The following is a 22,394-nucleotide window of genomic DNA, read 5'->3' on the forward strand; positions in this document are numbered from 1 at the left end:
CATGGTTATCGTTATGATGGCATTGCGATGGCCTGCTTCTCTTCGAGCAGTTTCTCTACCACGCCAGGATCGGCGAGGGTTGAGGTATCGCCCAGATTGCTGGTATCGCCCGCCGCGATTTTTCGCAAAATACGGCGCATGATTTTGCCTGAGCGGGTTTTCGGCAGTGAGTCGGTCCAGTGCAGTACGTCTGGGGTTGCCAGCGGGCCAATTTCTTTACGTACCCAGTTGCGAACTTCGGCGTACAGCTCAGGTGACGGCTCTTCGCCGTGATTCAGCGTGATGTAGGCGTAGATCGCCTGGCCTTTAATATTATGTGGGATACCGACCACTGCGGCCTCGGCAATCTTCGGATGTGCCACCAGCGCCGATTCGATTTCAGCCGTTCCCAGACGGTGACCGGAGACGTTTAGCACATCGTCCACACGTCCGGTGATCCAGTAATAGCCGTCTTCGTCACGACGCGCGCCGTCGCCGCTGAAGTACATATTTTTGAAGGTAGAGAAGTAGGTTTGCTCAAAGCGTTCGTGATCGCCAAACAGCGTTCTCGCCTGACCCGGCCATGAGTCGGTAATCACCAGGTTGCCTTCGGTCGCGCCTTCCAGCGGGTTACCTTCGTTATCGACAATTGCAGGCTGTACGCCAAAGAATGGACGGGTGGCGGAACCGGCTTTCAGCTCGGTAGCGCCTGGCAGTGGGGTGATCATGAATCCCCCGGTTTCGGTCTGCCACCAGGTATCAACGACCGGACATTTTTCGTTGCCGATCTTCTTCCAGTACCACTCCCATGCTTCCGGGTTGATCGGCTCGCCAACGGAACCCAGGATACGCAGCGATGAACGGTCAGTACCTTCAATTGCTTTATCGCCTTCGGCCATCAGGGCGCGGATGGCGGTCGGTGCGGTATACAGAATATTGACCTGGTGCTTGTCCACAACCTGCGACATACGCGCCGGGGTTGGCCAGTTTGGTACGCCTTCGAACATCAGCGTGGTTGCGCCGCAGGCCAGCGGACCGTACAACAAATAGCTGTGCCCGGTTACCCAACCCACGTCCGCGGTACACCAGTAGATATCGCCCTGATGGTAGTCAAATACATACTTAAAGGTGGTGGCGGCGTAGACCAGATATCCACCAGTGGTATGCAGCACGCCTTTCGGCTTGCCGGTTGAACCGGAGGTATACAGGATAAACAGCGGATCTTCCGCGTTCATTTCTTCTGGCTGATGGTCCGGGCTGGCTTTCTCAATAAGATCGGACCACCACAGATCACGGCCTTCCTGCCATTCTGTTTTACCACCGGTACGTTTGAGGACGACCACATGCTCTACGGTCTTCACGTTCGGGTTTTTCAGCGCATCATCGACGTTCTTTTTCAGCGGGATGCTGCGTCCAGCGCGCACGCCTTCATCGGCGGTGATCACCAGGCGCGAATTGGAATCGATGATACGTCCAGCGACGGCTTCCGGCGAGAACCCGCCGAAGATGACCGAATGCACTGCGCCAATACGGGCGCAAGCCAGCATGGCTACCGCAGCTTCCGGAACCATTGGCATATAGATCGCCACCACATCGCCTTTTTTAATGCCTAAATCCAGCAATGTATTAGCAAAACGGCAGACATCGCGATGCAGTTCGCGATAGGTAATGTTTTTACTCTGGGTAGCATCATCGCCTTCCCAGATGATGGCGGTACGATCGCCGTTTTCCTGCAGATGGCGGTCAAGGCAGTTTGCGGCCAGATTCAGGGTGCCGTCTTCGTACCATTTAATCGACACGTTGCCGGGTGCAAAGGAAGTGTTCTTCACCTGGCTGTATGGCTTGATCCAATCAATAATTTTTCCCTGTTCGCCCCAAAATGTGTCGGGCTCGTTAACGGATTGCTGGTATTTCTCTGCGTACTGCTCCGGATTTATCAGGCAACGATCCGCAATGTTTGCGGGAATAGCGTGTTTATGTATTTGGCTCATGGCTTTTGTTCTCCTTGTAGGATGTTAATAATATGTCTCATAAACGTTAAATGTAGGGGCTTTGAGAGTTTTGTTTAGTATTTGCGCGGCAGATCACGCAATAAACGAATTGTGCAAATTAGCGACAAACTGAATTTTGAAGAGAACTAGCAAAAATTGACTAAATCTCGCGATAACATGTAGTTATCTAAAGGATTGTTGAAAAGGTGATCTGTCTCTGAATTAGACAAAAGAGGGTGCAACCAGAGGGGGTTACTAACTCTAAAGTGGTATTTTACATACACTTACAATTGATTAAAGACAACATTTTCAGTGTGGTTTCTTGTTACAAATAGGGTGGAGCAATGTCATGACAGTATTCGTGTGGTTGCTGTTATGGAAAACAATAAAAGAACCGCCATTGCAGATAATGGCGTCATCTGGATGAGACCCCTATGGCAAGGATAAAATCACGCGTACGCCGTTTCTTCAGCCTGTTAGTACCTTTATTATTTATCTCTGCAGTTTACGCTGAACAAACCCCCGTACCCGCAAAAAACGTCACCGTTGAAGCGAAGAATGAAGTCTTCGCGCCTCAGCATCCCGATCAATATCTCTCCTGGAAAGCCACGTCTGAGCAATCAGCCCGTGAAGATGCGCTGGCAGAAGATCCGCGTCTGGTGATCCTGTGGGCGGGATATCCCTTCTCGCGCGATTACAACAAACCGCGTGGACACGCGTATGCCGTGACCGATGTCCGTGAAACCTTACGTACAGGCGCACCCAAAACGGCAGAAGATGGTCCGTTGCCGATGGCCTGTTGGAGCTGTAAAAGCCCGGACGTGGCGCGTCTGATCCAGAAAGACGGTGAAGATGGCTACTTCCACGGTAAATGGGCGCGCGGCGGTCCTGAAATTGTTAACAATCTTGGCTGCGGCGATTGCCATAACACCGCGTCACCAGACTTTGCCAAAGGCAAGCCAGAACTGACGCTGTCGCGCCCTTATGCAGAACGCGCGATGGAAGCAATCGGCAAACCGTTTGAGAAAGCCGGTCGCTTCGATCAGCAATCCATGGTCTGCGGCCAGTGCCACGTGGAATACTACTTCGACGGTAAAAACAAAGCCGTTAAGTTCCCGTGGGACGACGGCATGAAAGTCGAGAACATGGAGAAATACTACGATACCATCGCCTTCTCTGACTGGACCAACTCCCTATCTAAAACGCCAATGCTGAAAGCGCAGCACCCGGAGTATGAAACCTGGAGCGCAGGCATTCACGGCAAGAACAATGTGACCTGTATCGACTGCCACATGCCGAAAGTGCAGAACGCGGAAGGCAAGATTTACACCGACCATAAGATTGGTAATCCGTTCGATAATTTCGCTCAGACCTGTGCGAACTGCCACACCCAGGACAAAGCGTCCCTGCAAAAAGTGGTCGCCGAGCGTAAACAGGCCATTCATGACCTGAAAATCAAAGTTGAAGACCAGCTTGTTCGTGCGCACTTTGAAGCGAAAGCCGCATGGGATGCGGGTGCGACCGAAGCGGAAATGAAGCCGATTCTGGAAGATATCCGTCACGCGCAATGGCGTTGGGACCTGGCTATCGCCTCACACGGTATTCACATGCACGCCCCGGAAGAAGGTTTGCGGATGCTGGGTAGCGCAATGGATAAAGCTGCCGATGCGCGTACCAAACTGGTCCGTTTGCTGGCAACTAAAGGCATCACGCATGAAATCCCGTTACCGGATATCTCTACTAAAGAGAAAGCCCAGGCAGCGATTGGTCTGAATATGCAGCAAATCAATGCTGAGAAACAGGACTTCATCAAAACGGTGATTCCGCAGTGGGAAGATCAGGCGCGTAAAAACGGTCTGTTAAGCCAATAACCCCATTTCGCCCCGCAAGGGGCGGATAACTCAACGGAGTGAATATGAGCGTATTACGTTCGTTATTAACTGCTGGGGTGCTGGCGTCAGGCTTGTTCTGGAGCCTGAGTGGAATCACAGCCACGCCAACGCCGCAGGAGTCGGATCAACGCTGGACGGTTACCCAACAGCGTAATCCGGATGCCGCCTGTCTGGATTGTCATAAGCCCGATACCGAAGGCATGCATGGTAAGCATGCAGACGTTATCAACCCGAATAACAAACTGCCGGTCACTTGCACTAACTGTCACGGCCAGCCGTCACCGAACCACCGTGAAGGGGTGAAGGATGTGATGCGTTTTAATGAGCCGATGTACAACGTGGAGCAGCAAAACAGCGTCTGTATGTCCTGTCACCTGCCTGAGCAGTTGCAAAAAGCGTTCTGGCCGCACGATGTCCACGTAACCAAAGTGGCGTGTGCCAGCTGTCACTCGCTGCATCCGAAGCAAGACACGATGCAGACGCTAAGCGATAAAGGACGGATCAAGATTTGCGTCGATTGCCACAGCGATCAGCGTAACAATCCGAACTTTAACCCGGCGTCGGTTCCGTTGCTTAAGGAGCATCCATGAGTTGCTCTCGTCGCCAGTTTATCACCGGCGTCGGCGCGCTGGTGGCAGTGAGCGGGACGGCGGGACGCGTTGTGGCGAAGACGCTGAGCATCAACGGCGTACGTTACGGTATGGTTCATGATGAGTCTTTATGCATTGGCTGTACGGCCTGCATGGATGCTTGTCGGGAAGTTAACAACGTGCCGGAAGGCGTATCGCGTCTGACGATTATTCGCAGCGAGCCGCAAGGGACATTTCCTGATGTGAAGTATCGCTTCTTCCGTCACTCGTGCCAGCATTGCGATCACGCTCCCTGCGTTGACGTCTGCCCGACGGGGGCATCGTATCGCGATGCCGCCAACGGCATTGTGGATGTGAACCCGGATCTTTGCGTTGGCTGCCAGTACTGTATCGCCGCGTGTCCTTATCGCGTGCGCTTTATCCATCCGGTGAGTAAAACGGCGGATAAATGCGATTTCTGCCGGAAAACCAACCTGAAAGCGGGCAAACAGCCCGCCTGCGTTGAGTCATGTCCGACGAAGGCGCTGACGTTTGGTAATCTGGACGATCCCAACAGCGATATCTCCCGCTTGTTGCAGCAGAAAACTACCTACCGTTACAAGCTGGCGTTGGGCACAAAACCGAAGGTCTACCGCGTTCCCTTTAAATTTGGGGAGGTGAGCCAATGACATCCGCTTCTGCATTTCATTTCGAATCACTGGTGTGGGACTGGCCTATTGCCATCTATCTGTTCCTGATAGGCATCTCCGCTGGACTGGTCACGCTGGCAATTTTGCTACGTCGTTTCCATCCTGAGGCGGGCGGTTCAGACAGCACGCTGTTGCGCACCACGCTGGTGTTAGGGCCCGGGGCGATTATCTTCGGTTTGCTGATTCTGGTGTTCCACCTGACGCGCCCATGGACTTTCTGGAAACTGATGTTCCACTACAGCTTCACTTCGGTGATGTCGATGGGGGTCATGCTGTTTCAGTTATACATGGTGGTGTTAGTGCTGTGGCTGGCAAAAATCTTTGAAAAAGAGGTGATTGCACTGCAGCAGCGGTTCGTGCCGCGACTGACGATTGTGTCAAAACTCCTGACACTAATCACGCCGTTCCATCGTGCGCTTGAGACGCTGATGCTGGTACTGGCGGTCCTGCTCGGGGCGTATACCGGGTTCCTGCTGTCGGCGCTGAAATCCTACCCGTTCCTGAATAACCCGATCCTGCCGGTGCTGTTCCTGTTTTCCGGGATCTCCTCCGGCGCGGCGGTGGCGCTGATCGCCATGGCGTTACGTCATCGTAGCAATCCGCACAGTACTGAAGCGCACTTTGTGCATCGCATGGAAGTCCCGGTGGTATGGCTGGAGATCTTCCTGCTGGCGGCGTTCTTCGTCGGCCTGGCGCTGGGCGATGACGGCAAAATGCGCGCGCTGGCGGCGGCACTGGGCGGCGGATTCTGGACCTGGTGGTTCTGGCTGGGCGTGGCCGGGCTTGGGTTGATACTGCCGATGCTGCTAAAACCCTGGGCCAATCGCAGTTCGACGTTTCATGGCGTGCTGGCAGTGTGCGGCGCCAGCCTGACCGGCGTACTGCTGCTGCGCTTTTTTATTCTCTATGCGGGTCAGCTAACCGTTGCGTAAGGTGATTTCTGGACGTTCTCCTTCCTGAAGCCGGTTTTCTGGCACTGTTATTAAGCCTCGGGGTCAACGTATTGACCCCGCTTGCCGTGTTGGTGGGTGTCCGCCAGCGCTGGCAAGGCCTGATGCGCCTGGCAAGTGTGGGCGTGTGGACGCAATTTTCGCTGCTGATGCTGGCCTTTGCCATTCTGGTATTCTGCTTTCTGACCAGTGACTTTTCGGTAGTCTATGTTGCGCAGCATAGCTACAGTCTGCTGCCGTGGGGGTTAAAACTGGCCGCGGTGTGGGGCGGGCATGAAGGGTCGCTGCTGCTGTGGGTGCTGTTTCTTTCCGGCTGGAGCGCGCTGTTCGCTTTTTGCTATCGACGTGACACCGATGCGCTGTTTCCGCTGACGCTCAGCGTCCTCTCAATGATAACGGCCCTGCTGCTGTTGTTTGTGGTGGTATGGTCCGATCCGTTTGTGCGCATCTTCCCGCCAGCCATTGAAGGGCGTGACCTTAATCCGATGTTGCAACATCTCGGGTTAATCCTCCATCCGCCGCTGCTGTACCTGGGTTATGGTGGTTTAATGGTGGCGGCAGGCGTGGCGCTGGCTTCGCTGCTGCGCGGTGACTTTAATGCACAAAGCGCCTGGGTGTGCTGGCGCTGGGCGCTGCCCGGTTGGTGCGCTCTGACGCTGGGGATTATTCTCGGCTCCTGGTGGGCGTACTGCGAGCTGGGTTGGGGGGGCTGGTGGTTCTGGGACCCGGTAGAAAACGCTTCCTTATTGCCCTGGCTTTCCGCCAGCGCGCTGCTGCATAGCTTATACATCACGCGCCAGCGCGGGATCTTCCGCCATTGGTCGCTGCTGCTGGCGATTGTCACGCTGATTTTATCGCTGCTGGGGACGTTGATTGTGCGTTCCGGCATTCTCGTTTCAGTACATGCCTTCGCGCTGGATAACGTCCGCGCCGCGCCGCTGTTTGCGCTGTTTACCGTATTGAGCCTGGCGTCGCTCGGGCTGTATGCCTGGCGCGGGCAGAATATTCGTCAACGTGCGCATTTTGGCGGCTGGTCGCGCGAGATGCTGATTCTGGTTGCGCTACTGCTTTTTTGCGCGGTGCTGATGATTGTGCTGATTGGCACGCTCTACCCGATGATTTACGGACTGTTCGGTTGGGGACGGCTCTCTGTGGGCGCACCGTACTTTAATCGTGCGACGCTACCCTTTGGGCTGCTGATGCTGCTGGTTATCGTGATGGCAACGTTCAGAAGTCGCAAAGTACCTGTACGTGCTCAGCTTCCGGCGCTGCTGGCGCATGCCGGGGTTTTGGTGTTTGCCGTCGGGATTGTCTTTTCCAGCGGGAGTCGTCAGGAGATAAGCCTGAACCTGAGCCCGGGGCAGCAGGTGGAACTGGCAGGCTACATTTTCCGTTTTGAGCGTCTGGACCTGGAAGCAAAAGGTAACTACACCAGTGAAAAAGCGCAGATCACGCTGTGGCAGGATGAAAAACGCATTGGCAGCCTGCAGCCTGAAAGGCGCTTCTATGCCGCGCGCCGTCAACAGATGATGGAGCCGGGGATCCGCTGGAATCTGTTACATGACTGGTACGCGGTGATGGGCGAAAAAACAGGACCGGACCGTTATGCCATGCGCTTGTACGTGCAGACCGGCGTACGTTGGATTTGGGGCGGAGGGCTATTAATGGTCTTTGGCGCGCTGCTGAGTGGATGGCGAGGGAGGAAACGTGATGCGTAATATCTGCGGTTTTATCGTTCTGTTTTTTATCACTTTCGCTACGCATGCCCAGGTTGTGGACACATGGACTTTTGCCAACCCACAACAGCAGGAGAAAGCGCTGTCGATTGCCAGTCAGCTGCGCTGCCCGCAGTGCCAAAACCAAAACTTGCTGGAATCCAATGCGCCGGTAGCGGTCAGCATGCGCCATCAGGTTTACAGCATGGTGGCGGAAGGGAAAAGTGAAGCCGAGATAACCACGTGGATGACCGATCGTTACGGCGATTTCGTGCGGTATAACCCGCCGTTGAATGAGCAAACGCTGCTGCTGTGGGCGTTGCCGTGCCTGCTGCTGTTACTTGTAGGGGTGGTGGTCTGGCGGGTGAGAAGGCGTCAGCGCGCAGAGGACGAAGTGTCATGAGCCAACCCGTATATTCTACAGCGTCGTTACGACCAATGCCCGTGAAGCGGCTGACTGCTGTGGTGGTGGTGATGGTTGTGGCCTGCATCGGTGGTTATCTGTTGACGTCAAAATGGCAGGCGGTACGGCAGGAACAGGCCCGACTGGCAGATCCATTACATGCGTTCTCCGATGAAAACGTTCAGGAAAAACAGCTGATTTCCTTACAATCGCAAATTCGTGCCAATCCACGTGATAGTGTGAAATGGGCGCAACTCGGCGAGTATTATCTTTGGCAAAACGCGTATCATAATGCGCTGCTGGCCTACGAGCAGGCGCTGCGTGTCGGTGGTGAAAATGCTGAGATTTATTCAGCGATGGCAACGGTATTGTATTACCAGGCCGGACAACATATGACGCCGCCCACTCGCGAAATGATTGATAAGGCTCTGGCGCTGGACCCGGCTGAGGTGACAGCGCTGATGCTGCTAGCCTCAGATGCGTTTATGCAGGCCGACTATTCGCAGGCCATTTTGCAGTGGCAAAAGGTACTCGATTTAAACTCGCCGAGAGTCAACCGGGCGCAACTGATTGACTCGATTAATATGGCGAAATTACTGCAGAATCGGCAAAAATAATTTTATTTTTTTTGTGATTTGTATCATTTGGCCTGTTTAAAAAACAGGCGAACGAACAAACGGACAAAAAAAACTCATGCCATGACTTCTTCATTTTTGAACATATTAAAATTCTTTTATAACAAAAAGTTATTCATAATTAGTGCGATAAAATTGCATTTTTATGCATAAATTCAGCTAAAGTCCCTGTTCTTAGAGGGTTGCGCTGAATGCCATGCAGATGATAATGATAATATACCCGTCATACTTCAAGTTGCAGGTGTGTTGGCTTTCCTCGCTCACCCCAGTCACTTACTGGCGTAAGCTCCTGGGAATTCGCTGCGTCGCCGCCTTCCTGCAACTCGAATTATTTAGGGTATAAGCGTTAAAAAACTCCATAAACGAACGCAACACAAATCATACCCTTTCAGTATGTACTATTCCCATTCTTTATAGGTGGAATAGCGCTCCATCGAGGAAGTCCGTTGTTATGAAAAATTTGAAAGTCAGCCTGGCATGGCAGATTCTAATCGCTATGGTGCTGGGCATTCTGCTAGGGAGTTACCTGCATTACCATAGTGACAGCCGCGAATGGCTGGTGGTGAACCTGCTGTCACCGGCGGGCGATATCTTTATCCATCTGATTAAAATGATTGTCGTGCCGATTGTTATCTCCACGCTGGTGGTTGGAATTGCCGGGGTGGGTGATGCAAAACAACTGGGCCGTATTGGCGCCAAAACCATTCTCTATTTCGAAGTGATCACCACCGTAGCGATTATTCTTGGCATTACGCTGGCGAATGTGTTTCAGCCGGGTTCCGGGATTGATATGTCGCAACTGGCGACCGTGGATATTTCGAAATATCAAAATACGACCGCAGAAGTGCAGAGCCACGCGCATGGCTTGATGGGCACGATTGTGTCGCTGGTGCCGACTAACATCGTTGCGTCGATGGCGAAAGGCGATATGTTGCCGATTATCTTCTTCTCGGTGCTGTTTGGTTTAGGCTTGTCTTCCCTACCAGCAACCCACCGCGAGCCGCTGGTGACCGTGTTCCGCTCGATTTCCGAAACCATGTTTAAAGTGACCCACATGGTGATGCGCTATGCGCCAGTCGGTGTTTTTGCGCTGATTGCTGTGACCGTCGCGAACTTTGGTTTTGCCTCACTGTGGCCGCTGGCGAAGCTGGTGCTGTTAGTGCATTTCGCCATTCTGTTCTTCGCACTGGTGGTGTTGGGGATTGTGGCGCGTATTTGTGGTTTGAGCATCTGGATCCTGATCCGCATTCTGAAAGATGAGCTGATTCTGGCCTACTCTACCGCCAGTTCCGAGAGCGTACTGCCGCGTATTATCGAGAAGATGGAAGCCTACGGCGCACCAGCTTCAATCACCAGCTTTGTTGTACCAACTGGTTACTCATTTAACCTTGATGGTTCAACGCTGTACCAGAGTATTGCCGCTATTTTCATTGCGCAGCTGTACGGTATCGACCTGTCGCTGTGGCAGGAAATCGTATTAGTACTGACGCTAATGGTCACGTCGAAAGGGATTGCGGGCGTGCCGGGCGTCTCTTTTGTGGTACTGCTGGCAACGCTGGGCAGCGTCGGGATCCCACTGGAAGGTCTGGCGTTTATCGCCGGTGTTGACCGTATCCTCGACATGGCGCGTACCGCGCTGAACGTAGTTGGGAATGCGCTGGCGGTGCTGGTTATCGCCAAGTGGGAGCACAAATTTGACCGCAAAAAGGCGCTGGCCTACGAGCGCGAGATGCTGGGTAAATTTGATAAGACCGCGCAGTAATTGGTGATGGTCGCCTGACAGCGACGCTCACGCGTCTTATCCGGCCTACACATCCTTTGTAGGCCGGATAAGCGTAGCGCCATCCGGCAACCAGCATCAACCATTGGTCAGCTTTTCAAACTCTTCACAGCCGGTATCAAATCCTTCCATACAGCTCAGATTCAGCCAGTGCAGCGCTTTCTGTTTATTCTTCACGATAAAACCCTGCTCGCCGTTTAAAAACATCATTCCGGCCCAGTACTCTGAATAACCGGTGCGGGAGATGGCGGAGCTGCGTTTGAAATACCACGTCGCTTTTTCATCGTCTGCGGGGATCCCCACGCCATTGGCGTAAATCAGCCCGAGCAGCATTTGCGCGTCGACGGCGGAGTCATTTTCCAGATCTTCAGAGGCGTTTTGCAGCAAAGTGATGGCTTTGGGGTAATCGGTGCGGCCTGCCTGGGTGTTGACCAGAATCCGCGCCAGGGTGAGTTCACCTGCTTTACTGCCCGCTTTGGCTGCCTTTTCCGCCAGCGTTTTGGCCTGGGGGTAATCCAGACTGACCGGATTCGTAATTTTGATTTGCGCCAGTAGCGCGCAGGCGTCGGCATCGCCATTGTCTGCGGCTTTTTGCGCCCAATACTCGGCTTTGCTCAAATCGCCCGAACTGAACCAGGTATCGGCAAGAAAATACTGTGCGCGACGGTCCCCTGCCTCAGCGGCCTGTAAGTACTGGCTTCCTGGCTCAGTATCACTGGCATGGGCAAAGAATGTCATAAAGAACATCAATGCAATGAGTTGTTTCATTTTGAGTTTTATTTAGGGTACGGAATGAACAGTATAAAGAGATCGTATGGATAAAAAAACAGCCTCCGGGCGGAGGCTGTTGTAGAACAGGTACGTAAACGGACTAACCCATCGCGCTTTCGCGCAGGCTGGCTTTCAGCTTGGTGTACTCATCAATCACATACTGTTCGGCGGCGCGCTGATCGGTAATGCGTTCAACGTTAACGGCACAGTACTTGTACTCCGGCGTTTTGGTAATCGGGCTTAAATTCTCGGTTACCAGCTCATTACATGCCCCAATCCACCATTGGTAGGTCATGTAAATCGCGCCTTTGTTCGGACGATCGCTGACCGCCGCACGGGTAATGACCCTACCTTTACGTGAGTTAACCCACACCAAATCTTCGTCCTGAATGCCCAGGCGTTCTGCGTCGGCAGTATTGATCTGGGCATAACCCGGCTCATCCGCCAGCGCGGCCAGCGCCGCACAGTTACCGGTCATCGAACGACAAGAGTAGTGGCCGACTTCACGTACCGTAGACAGTACCATTGGGTACTCTGGGGTGAGTTTGTCGATTGGCGCTACCCAGTCGCAGGTGAAGAACTGCGCCAGGCCGTTCGGGGTGTCGAACTTCTCTTTAAAGAGGTAAGACGTCCCCTGGTCGGCATCAGAGGTGTCGCGACAAGGCCACTGGATATAACCCAGTTCACCCATTTTCTCATACGTTGCACCGTAGAAATCCGGGCACAGATGACGCAACTCATCCCAGATTTCCTGGGTGTTGTTGTAGTGCATCGGGTAGCCCATACGGGTGGCGATTTCACTGATAATCTGCCAGTCCGTTTTCAGATCCCACTTAGGCTCAACGGCTTTAAAGAAGCGCTGGAAGCCACGGTCAGCCGCTGAGAAGACGCCTTCATGCTCGCCCCATGACGTAGACGGTAAAATAACGTCTGCGGCAGCGGCGGTTTTGGTCATGAAGATATCCTGCACGATGACCAGTTCCAGATCCTCAAAGCCTTTGCGTACTGCGGAGAGTTCAGCATCGGTCTGTAATGGATCTTCACCCATGATGTACGCTGCACGGACTTCGCCATGCGCCGCACGGTGCGGCAGTTCGCTGATGCGATAGCCAGTGTGTGCAGGCAGACTTTCCACGCCCCAGGCTTTAGCGAACTTCTCGCGGTTTTCCGGGAACTTAACGTACTGATAGCCCGGATAGGTATCCGGTAGCGCGCCCATATCGCATGCGCCCTGAACGTTGTTCTGGCCACGAACTGGGTTAACGCCCACGCTTGGCTTACCGAGGTTGCCGGTCAGCATGGCGAGGCTAGTCAGTGAACGCACGGTTTCCACGCCCTGATAGAACTGGGTGACACCCATGCCCCATAGGATGGCCGCGCTTTTCGCCGTGGCATACATACGTGCAGCCTGACGAATATCCTGCGCGCTAACGCCAGTGATATCTTCGACGGACTCCGGCGTGTAGCCTTCGACAATTTTGCTGTACTCTTCGAAGCCTTCTGTACGGGAAGCGACAAACGCCTGGTCGTACAGTTTTTCTTCGATGATGACATGACCCATAGCGTTGAGCAGCGCGATGTTCGAGCCGTTTTTCAACGCGATGTGCATGTCGGCAATACGCGCGGTTTCAATTTTGCGCGGATCGCAGACGATGATTTTCGCCCCGTTACGTTTAGCGTTAATCACGTGATTCGCCACGATCGGGTGGGAATCCGCCGGGTTATACCCGAAGATGAACACTAAATCTGTGTTATCAATTTCATTGATAGCATTACTCATTGCGCCGTTACCGACCGATTGGTGCAGACCTGCAACCGATGGGCCGTGTCAGACGCGAGCGCAGCAGTCGACGTTATTGGTACCAATAACGGCGCGCGCGAATTTTTGCATTACATAGTTGGTTTCGTTACCTGTACCGCGAGATGAACCGGTCGTCTGAATAGCGTCCGGGCCATACTTCGCTTTGATGGCGCTCAGACGAGTGGCGACGTAATCAAGGGCTTCATCCCAGGAAACAGATTCCAGTTTGCCGCCACGCTGGCGACGGATCATTGGGGTTTTCAGGCGAGGGGTCAGGATCTGGGTATCATTGATAAAATCCCAGCCATAGTAGCCCTTAAGACACAGGGTACCCTGGTTGGTTTTCCCCTGCGCCGCTTCAGCCCGGACGATTTTGCCGTTATCGACCACCAGGTTGATTTTGCAACCTGATGCGCAATATGGGCAAACCGTGACGACTTTTTTCATCGGTCTCGCTCCAGTTAATCAAATCGCGCATACGCGCTGTCGCCCTTAGTATGCATCTTCTATGCCACTTTTTTATTGTGGGCATTCCCTGATATTACGGGTGATTTTTGGTCAAAACCCTGACGAAAAACAGGCTGTCGTCATATTTGACGTGTCGAATCTCCAATACGTGACGCCCCGGCAGTGTGACCGAGGTTATGTTTCCTACACATCCTTGTGCCTTATCGCTGTCACTCTGGGCAGAATCAATCACACTCATTTAAGTTGGCCAGAAATGGGGAAAGATAATGAAGCCAGCCATACTGGTTGTGGATGATGACGTTGCGGTCTGTTCGCTTTTGCAGGATGTGCTGAGCGAACACGTCTTTGCGGTGACTGCTTGTCATACCGGGCAGGAGGCGCTGCGCTGCATTGAGACTCAGCCGGAGATCGCGCTGGTATTGCTGGATATGATGTTGCCCGACATCAACGGCCTGATGGTGCTGCAGCAGGTGCAAAAAATGAGACCCGGACTGCCGGTGGTGATGCTGACCGGGCTTGGTAGTGAATCGGATGTGGTGGTCGGGCTGGAAATGGGCGCTGACGATTACATTGGTAAACCGTTCAATGCCCGGGTGCTGGTGGCGCGGGTGAAGGCGGTGCTCAGACGCGTGGGCGTGCTAACGGCTGAAAGCGGCACTCCACAAACCTCGGGTCTTTCTTTTAACGGCTGGCATCTTGATACCGCGGGCTGCCAGCTTCGTAATCCTCAGCAATTGAAGGTGGACCTGACGCAGGGTGAATACAGTCTGCTGTTGGCGCTGGCGCAAAATGCCCGTCGGGTGCTTAGTCGTGAGCAATTGCTGGAACTGACGCGTAGCGACAGTGTTGAAGTGTTTGACCGTACTATTGACGTGTTAATCATGCGGCTGCGGCGAAAAATAGAGAACAACCCGCATCAGCCGATGCTGATCAAAACCCTGCGCGGGCTGGGCTATGTATTCGCCGCCGACGTGCAGCATCACGACAAGGCGGCGTAAACGCCTTATCCGGCATCAGTCATTGCGGCCTTTAACTCTGTCAGCGTTTTTGCGCCGTCTATCGCATTGGCACACAACAAACTGGCTCGCGCGCAGGCGTGCGCTAGCCGGATGCTCTCTTCCAGTGACCAACGTTCATGACAGCCATACAAAAATCCGGCGCAAAACGCATCTCCCGCCCCCACGCTGCCGACAATCTCCTCCTGCGCCAGATACTGTGACGGGATCCAGACGCCTGCCCGATCCGGCGCTTCACCCCAGGCACCTTCCGGACAGTGGATCACCACCCGCTGGCGTACGCCCGCATTCAGCAGTTCGCGCGCGGCGGTAGCGATATGTGGGATATGCAGCTCGCCGTTGGGCTGGCGGATCTCCAGCCCGCTGAACTCTCCGGCTTCCAGCTCGTTAATCACCAGATAATCGAGATGGCGCAGGGCGGGCATCACCAGCGGCTGGTAGCGCGGGTCGCCCTTGCGTGAGACCAAATCCAGCGATGTTTCGAAACCGTTATCGCGCATTTGCGCCAGCAGCCGAGCGCTACGTGTGCCGTACTCTTCATCTGGCATGTCCAGGCTGTCGAGCAGCAGCAGATAGCCAAGATGGAAGATTTTCATCGAGGTATCCAGTTGCTCAAAAGCGGGCAGATCCAGCAGGCGATTCGCGCCGGGAGAATGAAAAAAGGTGCGCTGACCGCTCGGATCGGTCATCACCTGCGACATTGACGTGGGCGCGAATGTCGTGCGCTGCACGTGTTGGTGATTAACGTGATACTGCTCCAGCATCGCCATAATGTAGTCGCCGTCGCTGTCCTGCCCGATTAACCCCACCGCCTGCAGCGGCAGTCCGGCGTGCATTTTTGCCAGCGTCAGTAGTACGTTCAGCGGCGCACCACCGGTGGCGCGTTCGCTACGGGTGATCTCCGCCAGCCAGCCGCGTTCCGGCCACTGCACAATTTGATGCACATGATCGACCAGCATGTTGCCTGCGGCGATAACGCCTTTGCGTTCCATCAGACCCGTCCTGCGCTGCCAAAAATGCGCATCTGTTCTGAAACGGTATCGGTAATGGCTTCCTCAATGCCGAGCAGCAGTTCGGCGAATTCGTCGTACAAGGGCTGACGATTCGCCATCCGCGTCTCCACTGCCGACAGCGCCGCTTGTGACATGCCGGTATAGAAGTTGATTTTGTGAATGCCGAGTTCAATCGCGCGCTTGAAATCGTCGTCGCTGATGCCGGAACCGCCGTGCAGCACCAACGGGATCGCCGCCTGCTGGCGGATAGTGTCCAGACGCGGGAAGTCGAGTTTGGGTTCGCCTTTATATTTGCCGTGCGCATTACCAATGGCGACAGCCAGCGCGTCAATTCCGGTTCTGTCGACGAAATCACGCGCCAGCATCGGATCGGTAAACAGTGATTCGTCGGCATGACCGTACAGCGCACCGCCTTCATCACCACCGACTGCGCCCAACTCAGCTTCCACCGACACGCCGACGGCGTGGCACATCTTCACCACTTCGCGGGTCTGACGGATATTTTCTTCGTACTCCAGCGTGGAGCCATCGAACATCACTGAGCTGAAACCTAAGCGTAACGCTCGCACCACCGACTCAAAGTGCAGGCCGTGGTCAAGATTCAGCACTACAGGAATGTCATGTCTGGCGGCTTCGAACTTGACCGCTTCGACCAGAGAATCCAGCGAGATATATTTAAAATGCACCTCGGCAATGTTGATAATAAATGGCGAACGTTCCTGCTTTGCCGCGGCAAACAACGCGCGCAGGAAATGTGAATCCAGAACGTTAAACGCCCCTAAGGCATAGCGGTGTTCGCGAGCATGGGCAAGGCCATCAGCGAGTGAGATCAACGGCATAATGTGCTCCTTGGTTAGCGGAACAGGCGATATTCGTTACACAGCACCAGCAGCGCCGGTTCGTCTTCTTCAATGTCGTTGTAGCGGGAAATCGGTTGCAGAAAATGGTTGTCGTGGTCGTCGTCATTAACAGAAGAGACCTCGCCAACCAGCACGTCACCAAAACCTTCTTCCGCCCAGAAGCTGTGATACAGGCCTGGCGGCAGGCAGATGCTTTCACCCGGCGTCAGGCGCAGTTGACTGCCTGCGGCATGCGTTTGTCGACAACCGTCAATCACCACGCTAACGTCGCTGTCTTCCGTTTGCTCGCGGATCCCTGCATTCCACAGTTCTACAATGAGATTACCGCCGCCGCGATTGATAATGTCTTCACGTTTGCGCCAGTGAAAATGCATCGGCGTGACCTGCGCATCGCGAACGTGCATGATTTTCTCGGCGTAGCATTTCTCGTAAGGCATACCTTTCGGCGAGCCGTTACGCAGGGTGAACAGCGTTAACCCTTGTGCGGCGAAATTGTTGCCGCCGAATGCGGTGACATCCCAACCGAGCTTGAGGTCGAAAACTTCGCTCCAGGCACTGGCGTCGAGCTGGCGCCATTGGGTGGGCGGGAAACTGGCGAAAGGAGGCAGGTGCACGTCGTGCAGAGAAAAAAACTGGCGCGTGTGCCCAAGGATCTCGTTTATTGCAGAGCGTTTCATTGATTCTCCTGTGGCTGATAAGATGACCTTTATGCGGCCCTCTCTCAAAGGAAGAGGGAGAAAATCAAAAGCTTTCCCATGGAAATGGGATACCATCCGGTTACCTCTCCCTCACAGCAGAACAGGGAATGGTTATATTTTATTGTGTTTTTTTATGGGGTGATGTGATTCATTCAATAAAATGATAAATAAAAAGAATGTTTTTATAAATGTTATTGTAAATCATTGAGTTAATGTGTTCGCTTTTTTATTCGCATCTCAGTTTTCTGGAACTATTGGGATATGCGCGTTGGCATGTTACCTCAGGATGAAAACGAATGATACATAATATAAATAATCTTATTAAAACTGGCTGCCATTGAATATAAAACCTCGTAATTTAATTTGATATATATATCATAATTATATTGTTGTTATTAATAATAACAGTTTGTTTTATTTTAAGATAAAAATAGCCTTTTTATTAGTATTGTTGGTATGCTGAATGAACTTTATTCTTTATGTATTACTGCCTTTCTGCAAGGGATGCGATAATGAAAAAAGGTTCTGGTTTCTATAATCTTGAAGGTATAGTTTCAGATGATAGTATAAATAAATACTTATTAACCCTCAGGGGGACTGTCAGTTTAGGTGTGCTTGATGTTGAATCAATCGATGGAAATGAAAATCTAAGTAAACCATACAGTTATAAAATCACATTTACCTCTAAGCTTAAAGATATCCCTCCTGAATCTCTTCTTAATATTGAAGCCTCGTTACAAATAAGAGCCCCTAATAATAGATGGAGTAAATATATCCAGGGTTCTGCTATGTGGATCAATGAGCGGCAAATAGAAGGGATGATCACATCATGTTCACTTATTAGTACCTCAGCGGATGAATCACTTTACGAAATCAAGCTGGAGCATAAGCTTGCATTACTCTCGCGACGAAAGCGTTCGGCCATTTATTTGAATACAAGCGTTCCTAAACTGGTCACGAAGATCCTCAAAGAGCATCTTTTTGCCGATTATGAGTTCGACTTTGATGAGCTTATTTGTACCTATCCTGACCGGGAAATGATCGTCCAGTGGCAGGAATCAGATTTAGCGTTTATCAGCCGCATCCTGTCGGAAGTTGGGATCTGGTTCAGAATTGAAAATCATCATGCCGTTCCGCACATTATGGTGCTTATCTTCAGTGACTCACAAAGCCGGTACATCTTCGATCAAAAGATTATGCATGCATCACATGCGGGTCTGACAGCCAATGATTACGCGATCGATAAGCTGGTCTCAAAGCACAACGTTGTTTCCGCAGCCGTTAAAGCAAAGAACTTTGACTACCGGCTTGCCAATTCGTTAATACTCAATGCTGATGCCGAGGGAGCTGAACAAACGTCGACGACGTATGGAGTGGATTATCGTTACGCGGATATTCATCACCAGCCGGGATCGAAATTTGCGGAGGAACAACCGGGCGAATCAAGCTGGTTCTACGCCAAACTGCATCACGAAATTATTCTTAATAATCAGTCCGTTTTAAGCGGCGTGACCACCAGTCCGTCGATCGTGCCAGGTATGGTGCTTAAAATCGACGGTACCATTCCGCAGGCGTTCACTTCGGGCTTTGTGGTAACGGCAATGCGAGTGACGGGCAGGCGTGATGCAGCCCTGCAATCCCAACTTTTCGGTATTCCTTACAATGAGCGCGTTTGCTTTCGACCCCAGCCGCTACCCAGACCGCGTATCGCGGGTACGGTTCCGGCAATTGTTTCATCCCGAATAGACAATGACCAATATGCCCACATCGATCTGCAGGGGCGCTATTGGGTGAAGTTTGATTTTGACCTCGACCAACATAGGCAGGGCTATGAAAGTATGCCAGTTCGTCTGGCGCGAGTTTATGCCGGCGATACTTATGGTCATCACTTTCCACTCATTCAGGGTGCGGAGGTCGCCATTGCGTTTGAAGGTGGCGATCCGGAAAGACCTTTCATTGCTCATGCCCTGCATCATGCGCCAAAGCCGGACCCCGTCACCAGCCGCAATAATACCCGCAATGTCATCCGCACTGCGGGTCTCAATAAGCTGCGGATGGAAGACCGGCGCGGGCAGGAACACGTCAAGCTGAGTACCGAGTACGCTAAAACGCAGCTGAACATGGGCCATCTTGTTGATGCAGGTGGTAAGCCGCGCGGTGAAGGCGCAGAACTGCGCACCGATGATCGGGCAGTTTTGAGGGCTGCAAAGGGAATATTGCTGACGACAGAGGCGCAGCCAAAAGCCCAGGGCCAGCAGCTCGACATGAACGAAGTTGTTCAACAGCTACAGGCAGCCCTTGTGCTGGCAACTTCTCTTCAGCAAAGCGCCCTGACGGCGCAAGCGTTAAACGTTGAGATGGAGCAACAGCAGCAGCTTAACGCTTCGCTTCAACAGCTCACCCGCTCGGGGCTGGTGGCCTATGCCGATCACGGTATGGCTCTGCTCACACCGGAAACCATGGCGCTGTCGGCAAACAAAGATCTGTCGCTGAACGCGGCCAACAACGGCAGTTTTAACGTTTTTAAGAAACTCTCCATGGCAGTCGGGCAGGGTTTATCGCTTTTCAGCAGAGCTATCGGGATCAAAATTATCGCCGCAAAAGATGATATTTCCGTCCAGGCGCAGCGCGGCGAAATGGGCCTGCTTTCCGATAAGCATTTCCATATTCAAAGTATGAGCGGCAATGTGACCATCAGCGCCAAAAAGAATATTCAGTTGCTGTGTGGCGGGGGCGGCATTCGAATAAATGAAGATGGCTCAGTAAAAATATTCTCTCCCGCCAAAGTGCAGTTGAAAGGCACCACGCTTGACTGGAGCGGGCCGGAATCTGTTAAAGATAAATCCCCCGTTTTTCAGGAAGACCAGTTTCACCGCCGCATTAAATTACATGGTTATGGAAATACGGACGATGTTCTGAAAAAGACAAAATTCAGACTGACTAAGGCCTCCGGTGAAATCATTGAAGGTGTTACCGACGATGAGGGTATGACGCCGTTACTGGATATGACGGAAATGGATGAAATGAAAATGGAGATTTTGCCAAATGAGTAATAGTCCCTTTAATCCGCGAGTCGTGGCGACAGGTGTACAAGGCGTGCCTAAATCCACCGGTGGAAAAATGGCCGTCTGCGAAGTGGCGGTTAAAAACCCTATGCCCTGCATTGTGATCCTTGTTCATGGCGTCAACGATGTGGGCGAGGCATATCAAAATCAGGAGCAGGGGCTCATTGCCGGCCTGAATGAACGTATGGGCCGCACGGATATGTATCCGCATGAATGGCATCAGTACAAAATGGATATGGGCGATGGCGAGCAGCAGCAGGTGAAAATGCCCGGGCGCAGCCCGGTGATCCCATTTTACTGGGGATATAAACCTGTTGACCATGCAACGTATATTGACGATCAGCGGCGTTATCGCGATGAGCGGGCTAAATCAGGAGACGCCGCAAAACTGCCTTACAACGCCTATCAGGAAGATGACAACGCAACGCTGGTAAAGTTAGGACACATTCCTCAAACCACGTTGAAATTTCAGAATGATAATTTCGGCAACGTGCTGGACGATGTGTACGCCAAAGGCGGGGGGACCTTTGCCAATGCGACAACCACTATTCCGGATATGCTAGGCCCTGGCTCCGGCGGCAAAGCGAACGCTGCGGCAGGATTTGTTTCATTTCATCTGAATTCCGGGGATTTTACGCACCCAATTTATGATAACCCGCACCGAATTTATCAGTTTTTTGCCGCGCAGCGGCTGGCCGATTTAATTCTGATGATTCGAAGAGAACCGGCAATAAAACGAGACCCAATTAATATTGTTGCACATTCACAGGGTACTATTATCACTATGTTGGCCAATATGCTGGTCATGCAGGCTAATGAGAAACCCGCTGACTGCGTGATACTTAACCATTCTCCCTACGCCCTGGAAAAAACGGCTGCTGAAGGGATGACGCCAGGACATCACCAGACGGATCGTGCCCGCCAGCAGACGTTTAAAAATTTCTGTCATTTGATGGCGACAAACGCCAGATATGGCAAGGGGGAATATCACACGCAGGCCGAGATTGATGAATTAGAAGGCGCAATTTGTCTGAGTAAAACCAATTCTCAATGGCGCAAGAATAAACTTTATACCCGTAATAACTTTGGCAAGGTATATAACTATTTTTGCCCTAATGACAGTGTGGTTTCATTACTTAACGTCCAGGGGTTGGGCTGGCGGGGAGTCCCTCATGACATTGCCAGCGGCATAGACAATCTGCGCCAGCGAGTTTTCTGCGAAAATGGTCCGGAAATAGGCGGCAGCCCACTGAGCGTGCCTTTTGAAATGCCGGCGTTAAAAAAGGATTGTTTTGATCAGGATACGCTGGCGACCAGACAATATACGTTTGCGGATGTGGTTGTGAATGGTGAGCAGCTCCCCGTCACCTTCAGACACCAGTTACAGGGCGCGGGAAGTCAGTATAAATATTCGATAGCGCCGGGTTCACCCGATCAGGACATCTCATTTTCGGCAAAAGCCACGGTTATTGCGCGCACTGAGACAGATTTCAAAAATCTCAGTGGTGCAGGTTTCGATTATTTACAGCCGGGGCAGGAATTAACGCCCGCAGAACTCACGATGTTCGCCAAAAAATATGCTAAGCCTTATACCAAAGGCGTTGTCCTGGGCGGGGGATACAATAAGACCGTGCAGCTTATTTATGAGAAAACGCCGGATGAGCTGCAAAGAGAATGGCTGCAATCAGAACAGGTTGGTTACAGCCAGCATTCCTCTATTGTTATGTCGAAAGATGCCCCCGCGAAAGCGATGGCCTTCGATCTGGCGGTGGGGATATGCAGGGCATTTGATCACGAAAATGGTGAGTTCTGGGTAAAACTACTTCGCCGTGGGGACTGGCGTATGAAGCTTAATGGTTTTCAGGAAGCAGTTGATTATTATAGTACTGGAAAGTTGAACAAAGACCATTCGAAAGATTTCATGAACAGGCCAAATGATATTTTACCAAAAGGGCAATTTGGTGTGGTTAACGAATATTATCATTCAACAACGGTTAAACCTGCCAGACATAATGAAATATACAATACCGAGACTTCCAATCTGCAATGGGATATGCCAGACCCACTTAACGTTTAAG

Annotated in this window: 16 protein-coding genes and 1 pseudogene; 11 read left to right on the top strand and 6 right to left on the bottom strand. The window is 52.4% G+C overall.

The features are described from left to right. Positions 1-11: 11 nt before the first annotated feature. Entirely contained in the window at positions 12-1,970 is a 1,959-nt protein-coding gene (acs, locus tag OGY15_RS23255) for an acetate--CoA ligase (RefSeq protein ID WP_151218054.1), read from the bottom strand. 434 nt (positions 1,971-2,404) lie between these two features. On the opposite strand from acs, the gene nrfA reads away from it, so the two are divergent. From nrfA to gltP, 8 genes and pseudogenes are all read left to right on the top strand, one after another. Beyond that, a complete protein-coding gene (nrfA, locus tag OGY15_RS23260; RefSeq protein ID WP_210905469.1) occupies positions 2,405-3,841 on the top strand; it encodes an ammonia-forming nitrite reductase cytochrome c552 subunit in 1,437 nt (478 codons plus the stop codon). Between the two features lie 44 nt (positions 3,842-3,885). After that, complete coding sequence (gene nrfB, locus OGY15_RS23265) at positions 3,886-4,452, top strand: cytochrome c nitrite reductase pentaheme subunit (RefSeq protein ID WP_151218052.1); 567 nt, start codon at positions 3,886-3,888, stop codon at positions 4,450-4,452. Next, a complete protein-coding gene (nrfC, locus tag OGY15_RS23270; protein ID WP_151218051.1) occupies positions 4,449-5,120 on the top strand; it encodes a cytochrome c nitrite reductase Fe-S protein in 672 nt (223 codons plus the stop codon). The genes nrfB and nrfC overlap by 4 nt, the downstream gene beginning before the upstream one ends. Then, positions 5,117-6,073 (top strand): cytochrome c nitrite reductase subunit NrfD, encoded by a 957-nt coding sequence (gene nrfD / locus OGY15_RS23275; RefSeq protein WP_151218050.1) that lies wholly within the window; start codon positions 5,117-5,119, stop codon positions 6,071-6,073. Before nrfC ends, nrfD begins: the two co-directional genes overlap by 4 nt. A gap of 8 nt (positions 6,074-6,081) precedes the next feature. Next, on the top strand, positions 6,082-7,809 hold the full coding sequence (locus tag OGY15_RS23280; protein ID WP_420869121.1) for a heme lyase CcmF/NrfE family subunit: 1,728 nt from the start codon (positions 6,082-6,084) through the stop codon (positions 7,807-7,809). Between the two features lie 25 nt (positions 7,810-7,834). Next, positions 7,835-8,209, top strand: a pseudogene (nrfF, locus tag OGY15_RS24890) (heme lyase NrfEFG subunit NrfF); the annotation flags it as partial. After that, the gene (gene nrfG / locus OGY15_RS23285; RefSeq protein ID WP_252838885.1) at positions 8,206-8,826 is read left to right on the top strand and encodes a heme lyase NrfEFG subunit NrfG; all 621 of its coding nucleotides are present in this window, start codon (positions 8,206-8,208) and stop codon (positions 8,824-8,826) included. The pseudogene nrfF and the gene nrfG, both read left to right, overlap by 4 nt. 469 nt (positions 8,827-9,295) lie before the next feature. Then, positions 9,296-10,606, top strand: coding sequence for a glutamate/aspartate:proton symporter GltP (gltP, locus tag OGY15_RS23290; RefSeq protein WP_187253972.1), 1,311 nt, complete (start codon positions 9,296-9,298; stop codon positions 10,604-10,606). A gap of 96 nt (positions 10,607-10,702) precedes the next feature. Here gltP and yjcO read toward each other — a convergent pair whose 3' ends face one another. Together yjcO and fdhF are read right to left on the bottom strand one after the other, a co-directional pair. Further along, positions 10,703-11,392 carry a Sel1 family TPR-like repeat protein YjcO gene (gene yjcO, locus OGY15_RS23295; protein WP_151218048.1) on the bottom strand — a complete coding sequence of 230 codons (690 nt, stop codon included), beginning with the start codon at positions 11,390-11,392 and terminating at the stop codon, positions 10,703-10,705. A 103-nt stretch (positions 11,393-11,495) separates the two neighbouring features. Then, on the bottom strand, positions 11,496-13,643 hold the full coding sequence (fdhF, locus tag OGY15_RS23300; RefSeq protein WP_151218047.1) for a formate dehydrogenase subunit alpha: 2,148 nt from the start codon (positions 13,641-13,643) through the stop codon (positions 11,496-11,498). A gap of 287 nt (positions 13,644-13,930) precedes the next feature. Here fdhF and OGY15_RS23305 point away from each other — a divergent pair, with 287 nt between their 5' ends. Then, on the top strand, positions 13,931-14,662 hold the full coding sequence (locus OGY15_RS23305) for a response regulator (RefSeq protein ID WP_210905466.1): 732 nt from the start codon (positions 13,931-13,933) through the stop codon (positions 14,660-14,662). Between the two features lie 5 nt (positions 14,663-14,667). Here the strand turns inward: OGY15_RS23305 and OGY15_RS23310 are convergent, their stop codons facing one another. The 3 genes from OGY15_RS23310 to OGY15_RS23320 are packed head-to-tail and all read right to left on the bottom strand — an operon-like array spanning position 14,668 to position 17,230. Continuing rightward, positions 14,668-15,675 (bottom strand): carbohydrate kinase family protein, encoded by a 1,008-nt coding sequence (locus OGY15_RS23310; protein WP_187253999.1) that lies wholly within the window; start codon positions 15,673-15,675, stop codon positions 14,668-14,670. Beyond that, a complete protein-coding gene (locus tag OGY15_RS23315) occupies positions 15,672-16,532 on the bottom strand; it encodes a ketose 1,6-bisphosphate aldolase (RefSeq protein WP_151218044.1) in 861 nt (286 codons plus the stop codon). Before OGY15_RS23315 ends, OGY15_RS23310 begins: the two co-directional genes overlap by 4 nt. 14 nt (positions 16,533-16,546) lie before the next feature. Further along, positions 16,547-17,230 carry a D-lyxose/D-mannose isomerase gene (locus OGY15_RS23320; RefSeq protein ID WP_187260071.1) on the bottom strand — a complete coding sequence of 228 codons (684 nt, stop codon included), beginning with the start codon at positions 17,228-17,230 and terminating at the stop codon, positions 16,547-16,549. Positions 17,231-17,763: 533 nt separating this feature from the next. On the opposite strand from OGY15_RS23320, the gene OGY15_RS23325 reads away from it, so the two are divergent. Then, on the top strand, positions 17,764-20,304 hold the full coding sequence (locus OGY15_RS23325) for a type VI secretion system Vgr family protein (protein WP_286541303.1): 2,541 nt from the start codon (positions 17,764-17,766) through the stop codon (positions 20,302-20,304). Further along, on the top strand, positions 20,297-22,393 hold the full coding sequence (locus tag OGY15_RS23330; protein ID WP_210905465.1) for a T6SS effector phospholipase Tle3 domain-containing protein: 2,097 nt from the start codon (positions 20,297-20,299) through the stop codon (positions 22,391-22,393). Before OGY15_RS23325 ends, OGY15_RS23330 begins: the two co-directional genes overlap by 8 nt. Position 22,394 lies beyond the last annotated feature (1 nt).

It is taken from the genome of Citrobacter sp. Cu231, assembly GCF_030332265.1.
GTDB classification, from domain to species: domain Bacteria; phylum Pseudomonadota; class Gammaproteobacteria; order Enterobacterales; family Enterobacteriaceae; genus Citrobacter; species Citrobacter meridianamericanus.

Coding starts and splice junctions, on each gene's coding strand:
- yjcO (WP_151218048.1), bottom strand. CDS start 11,392: ATGAAACAACTCATTGCATTGATGTTCTTTATGACATTCTTTGCCCAT.
- gltP (WP_187253972.1), top strand. CDS start 9,296: ATGAAAAATTTGAAAGTCAGCCTGGCATGGCAGATTCTAATCGCTATG.
- OGY15_RS23330 (WP_210905465.1), top strand. CDS start 20,297: ATGAGTAATAGTCCCTTTAATCCGCGAGTCGTGGCGACAGGTGTACAA.
- nrfB (WP_151218052.1), top strand. CDS start 3,886: ATGAGCGTATTACGTTCGTTATTAACTGCTGGGGTGCTGGCGTCAGGC.
- OGY15_RS23325 (WP_286541303.1), top strand. CDS start 17,764: ATGAAAAAAGGTTCTGGTTTCTATAATCTTGAAGGTATAGTTTCAGAT.
- OGY15_RS23315 (WP_151218044.1), bottom strand. CDS start 16,532: ATGCCGTTGATCTCACTCGCTGATGGCCTTGCCCATGCTCGCGAACAC.
- OGY15_RS23320 (WP_187260071.1), bottom strand. CDS start 17,230: ATGAAACGCTCTGCAATAAACGAGATCCTTGGGCACACGCGCCAGTTT.
- nrfA (WP_210905469.1), top strand. CDS start 2,405: ATGGCAAGGATAAAATCACGCGTACGCCGTTTCTTCAGCCTGTTAGTA.
- nrfD (WP_151218050.1), top strand. CDS start 5,117: ATGACATCCGCTTCTGCATTTCATTTCGAATCACTGGTGTGGGACTGG.
- nrfG (WP_252838885.1), top strand. CDS start 8,206: ATGAGCCAACCCGTATATTCTACAGCGTCGTTACGACCAATGCCCGTG.
- OGY15_RS23305 (WP_210905466.1), top strand. CDS start 13,931: ATGAAGCCAGCCATACTGGTTGTGGATGATGACGTTGCGGTCTGTTCG.
- nrfC (WP_151218051.1), top strand. CDS start 4,449: ATGAGTTGCTCTCGTCGCCAGTTTATCACCGGCGTCGGCGCGCTGGTG.
- acs (WP_151218054.1), bottom strand. CDS start 1,970: ATGAGCCAAATACATAAACACGCTATTCCCGCAAACATTGCGGATCGT.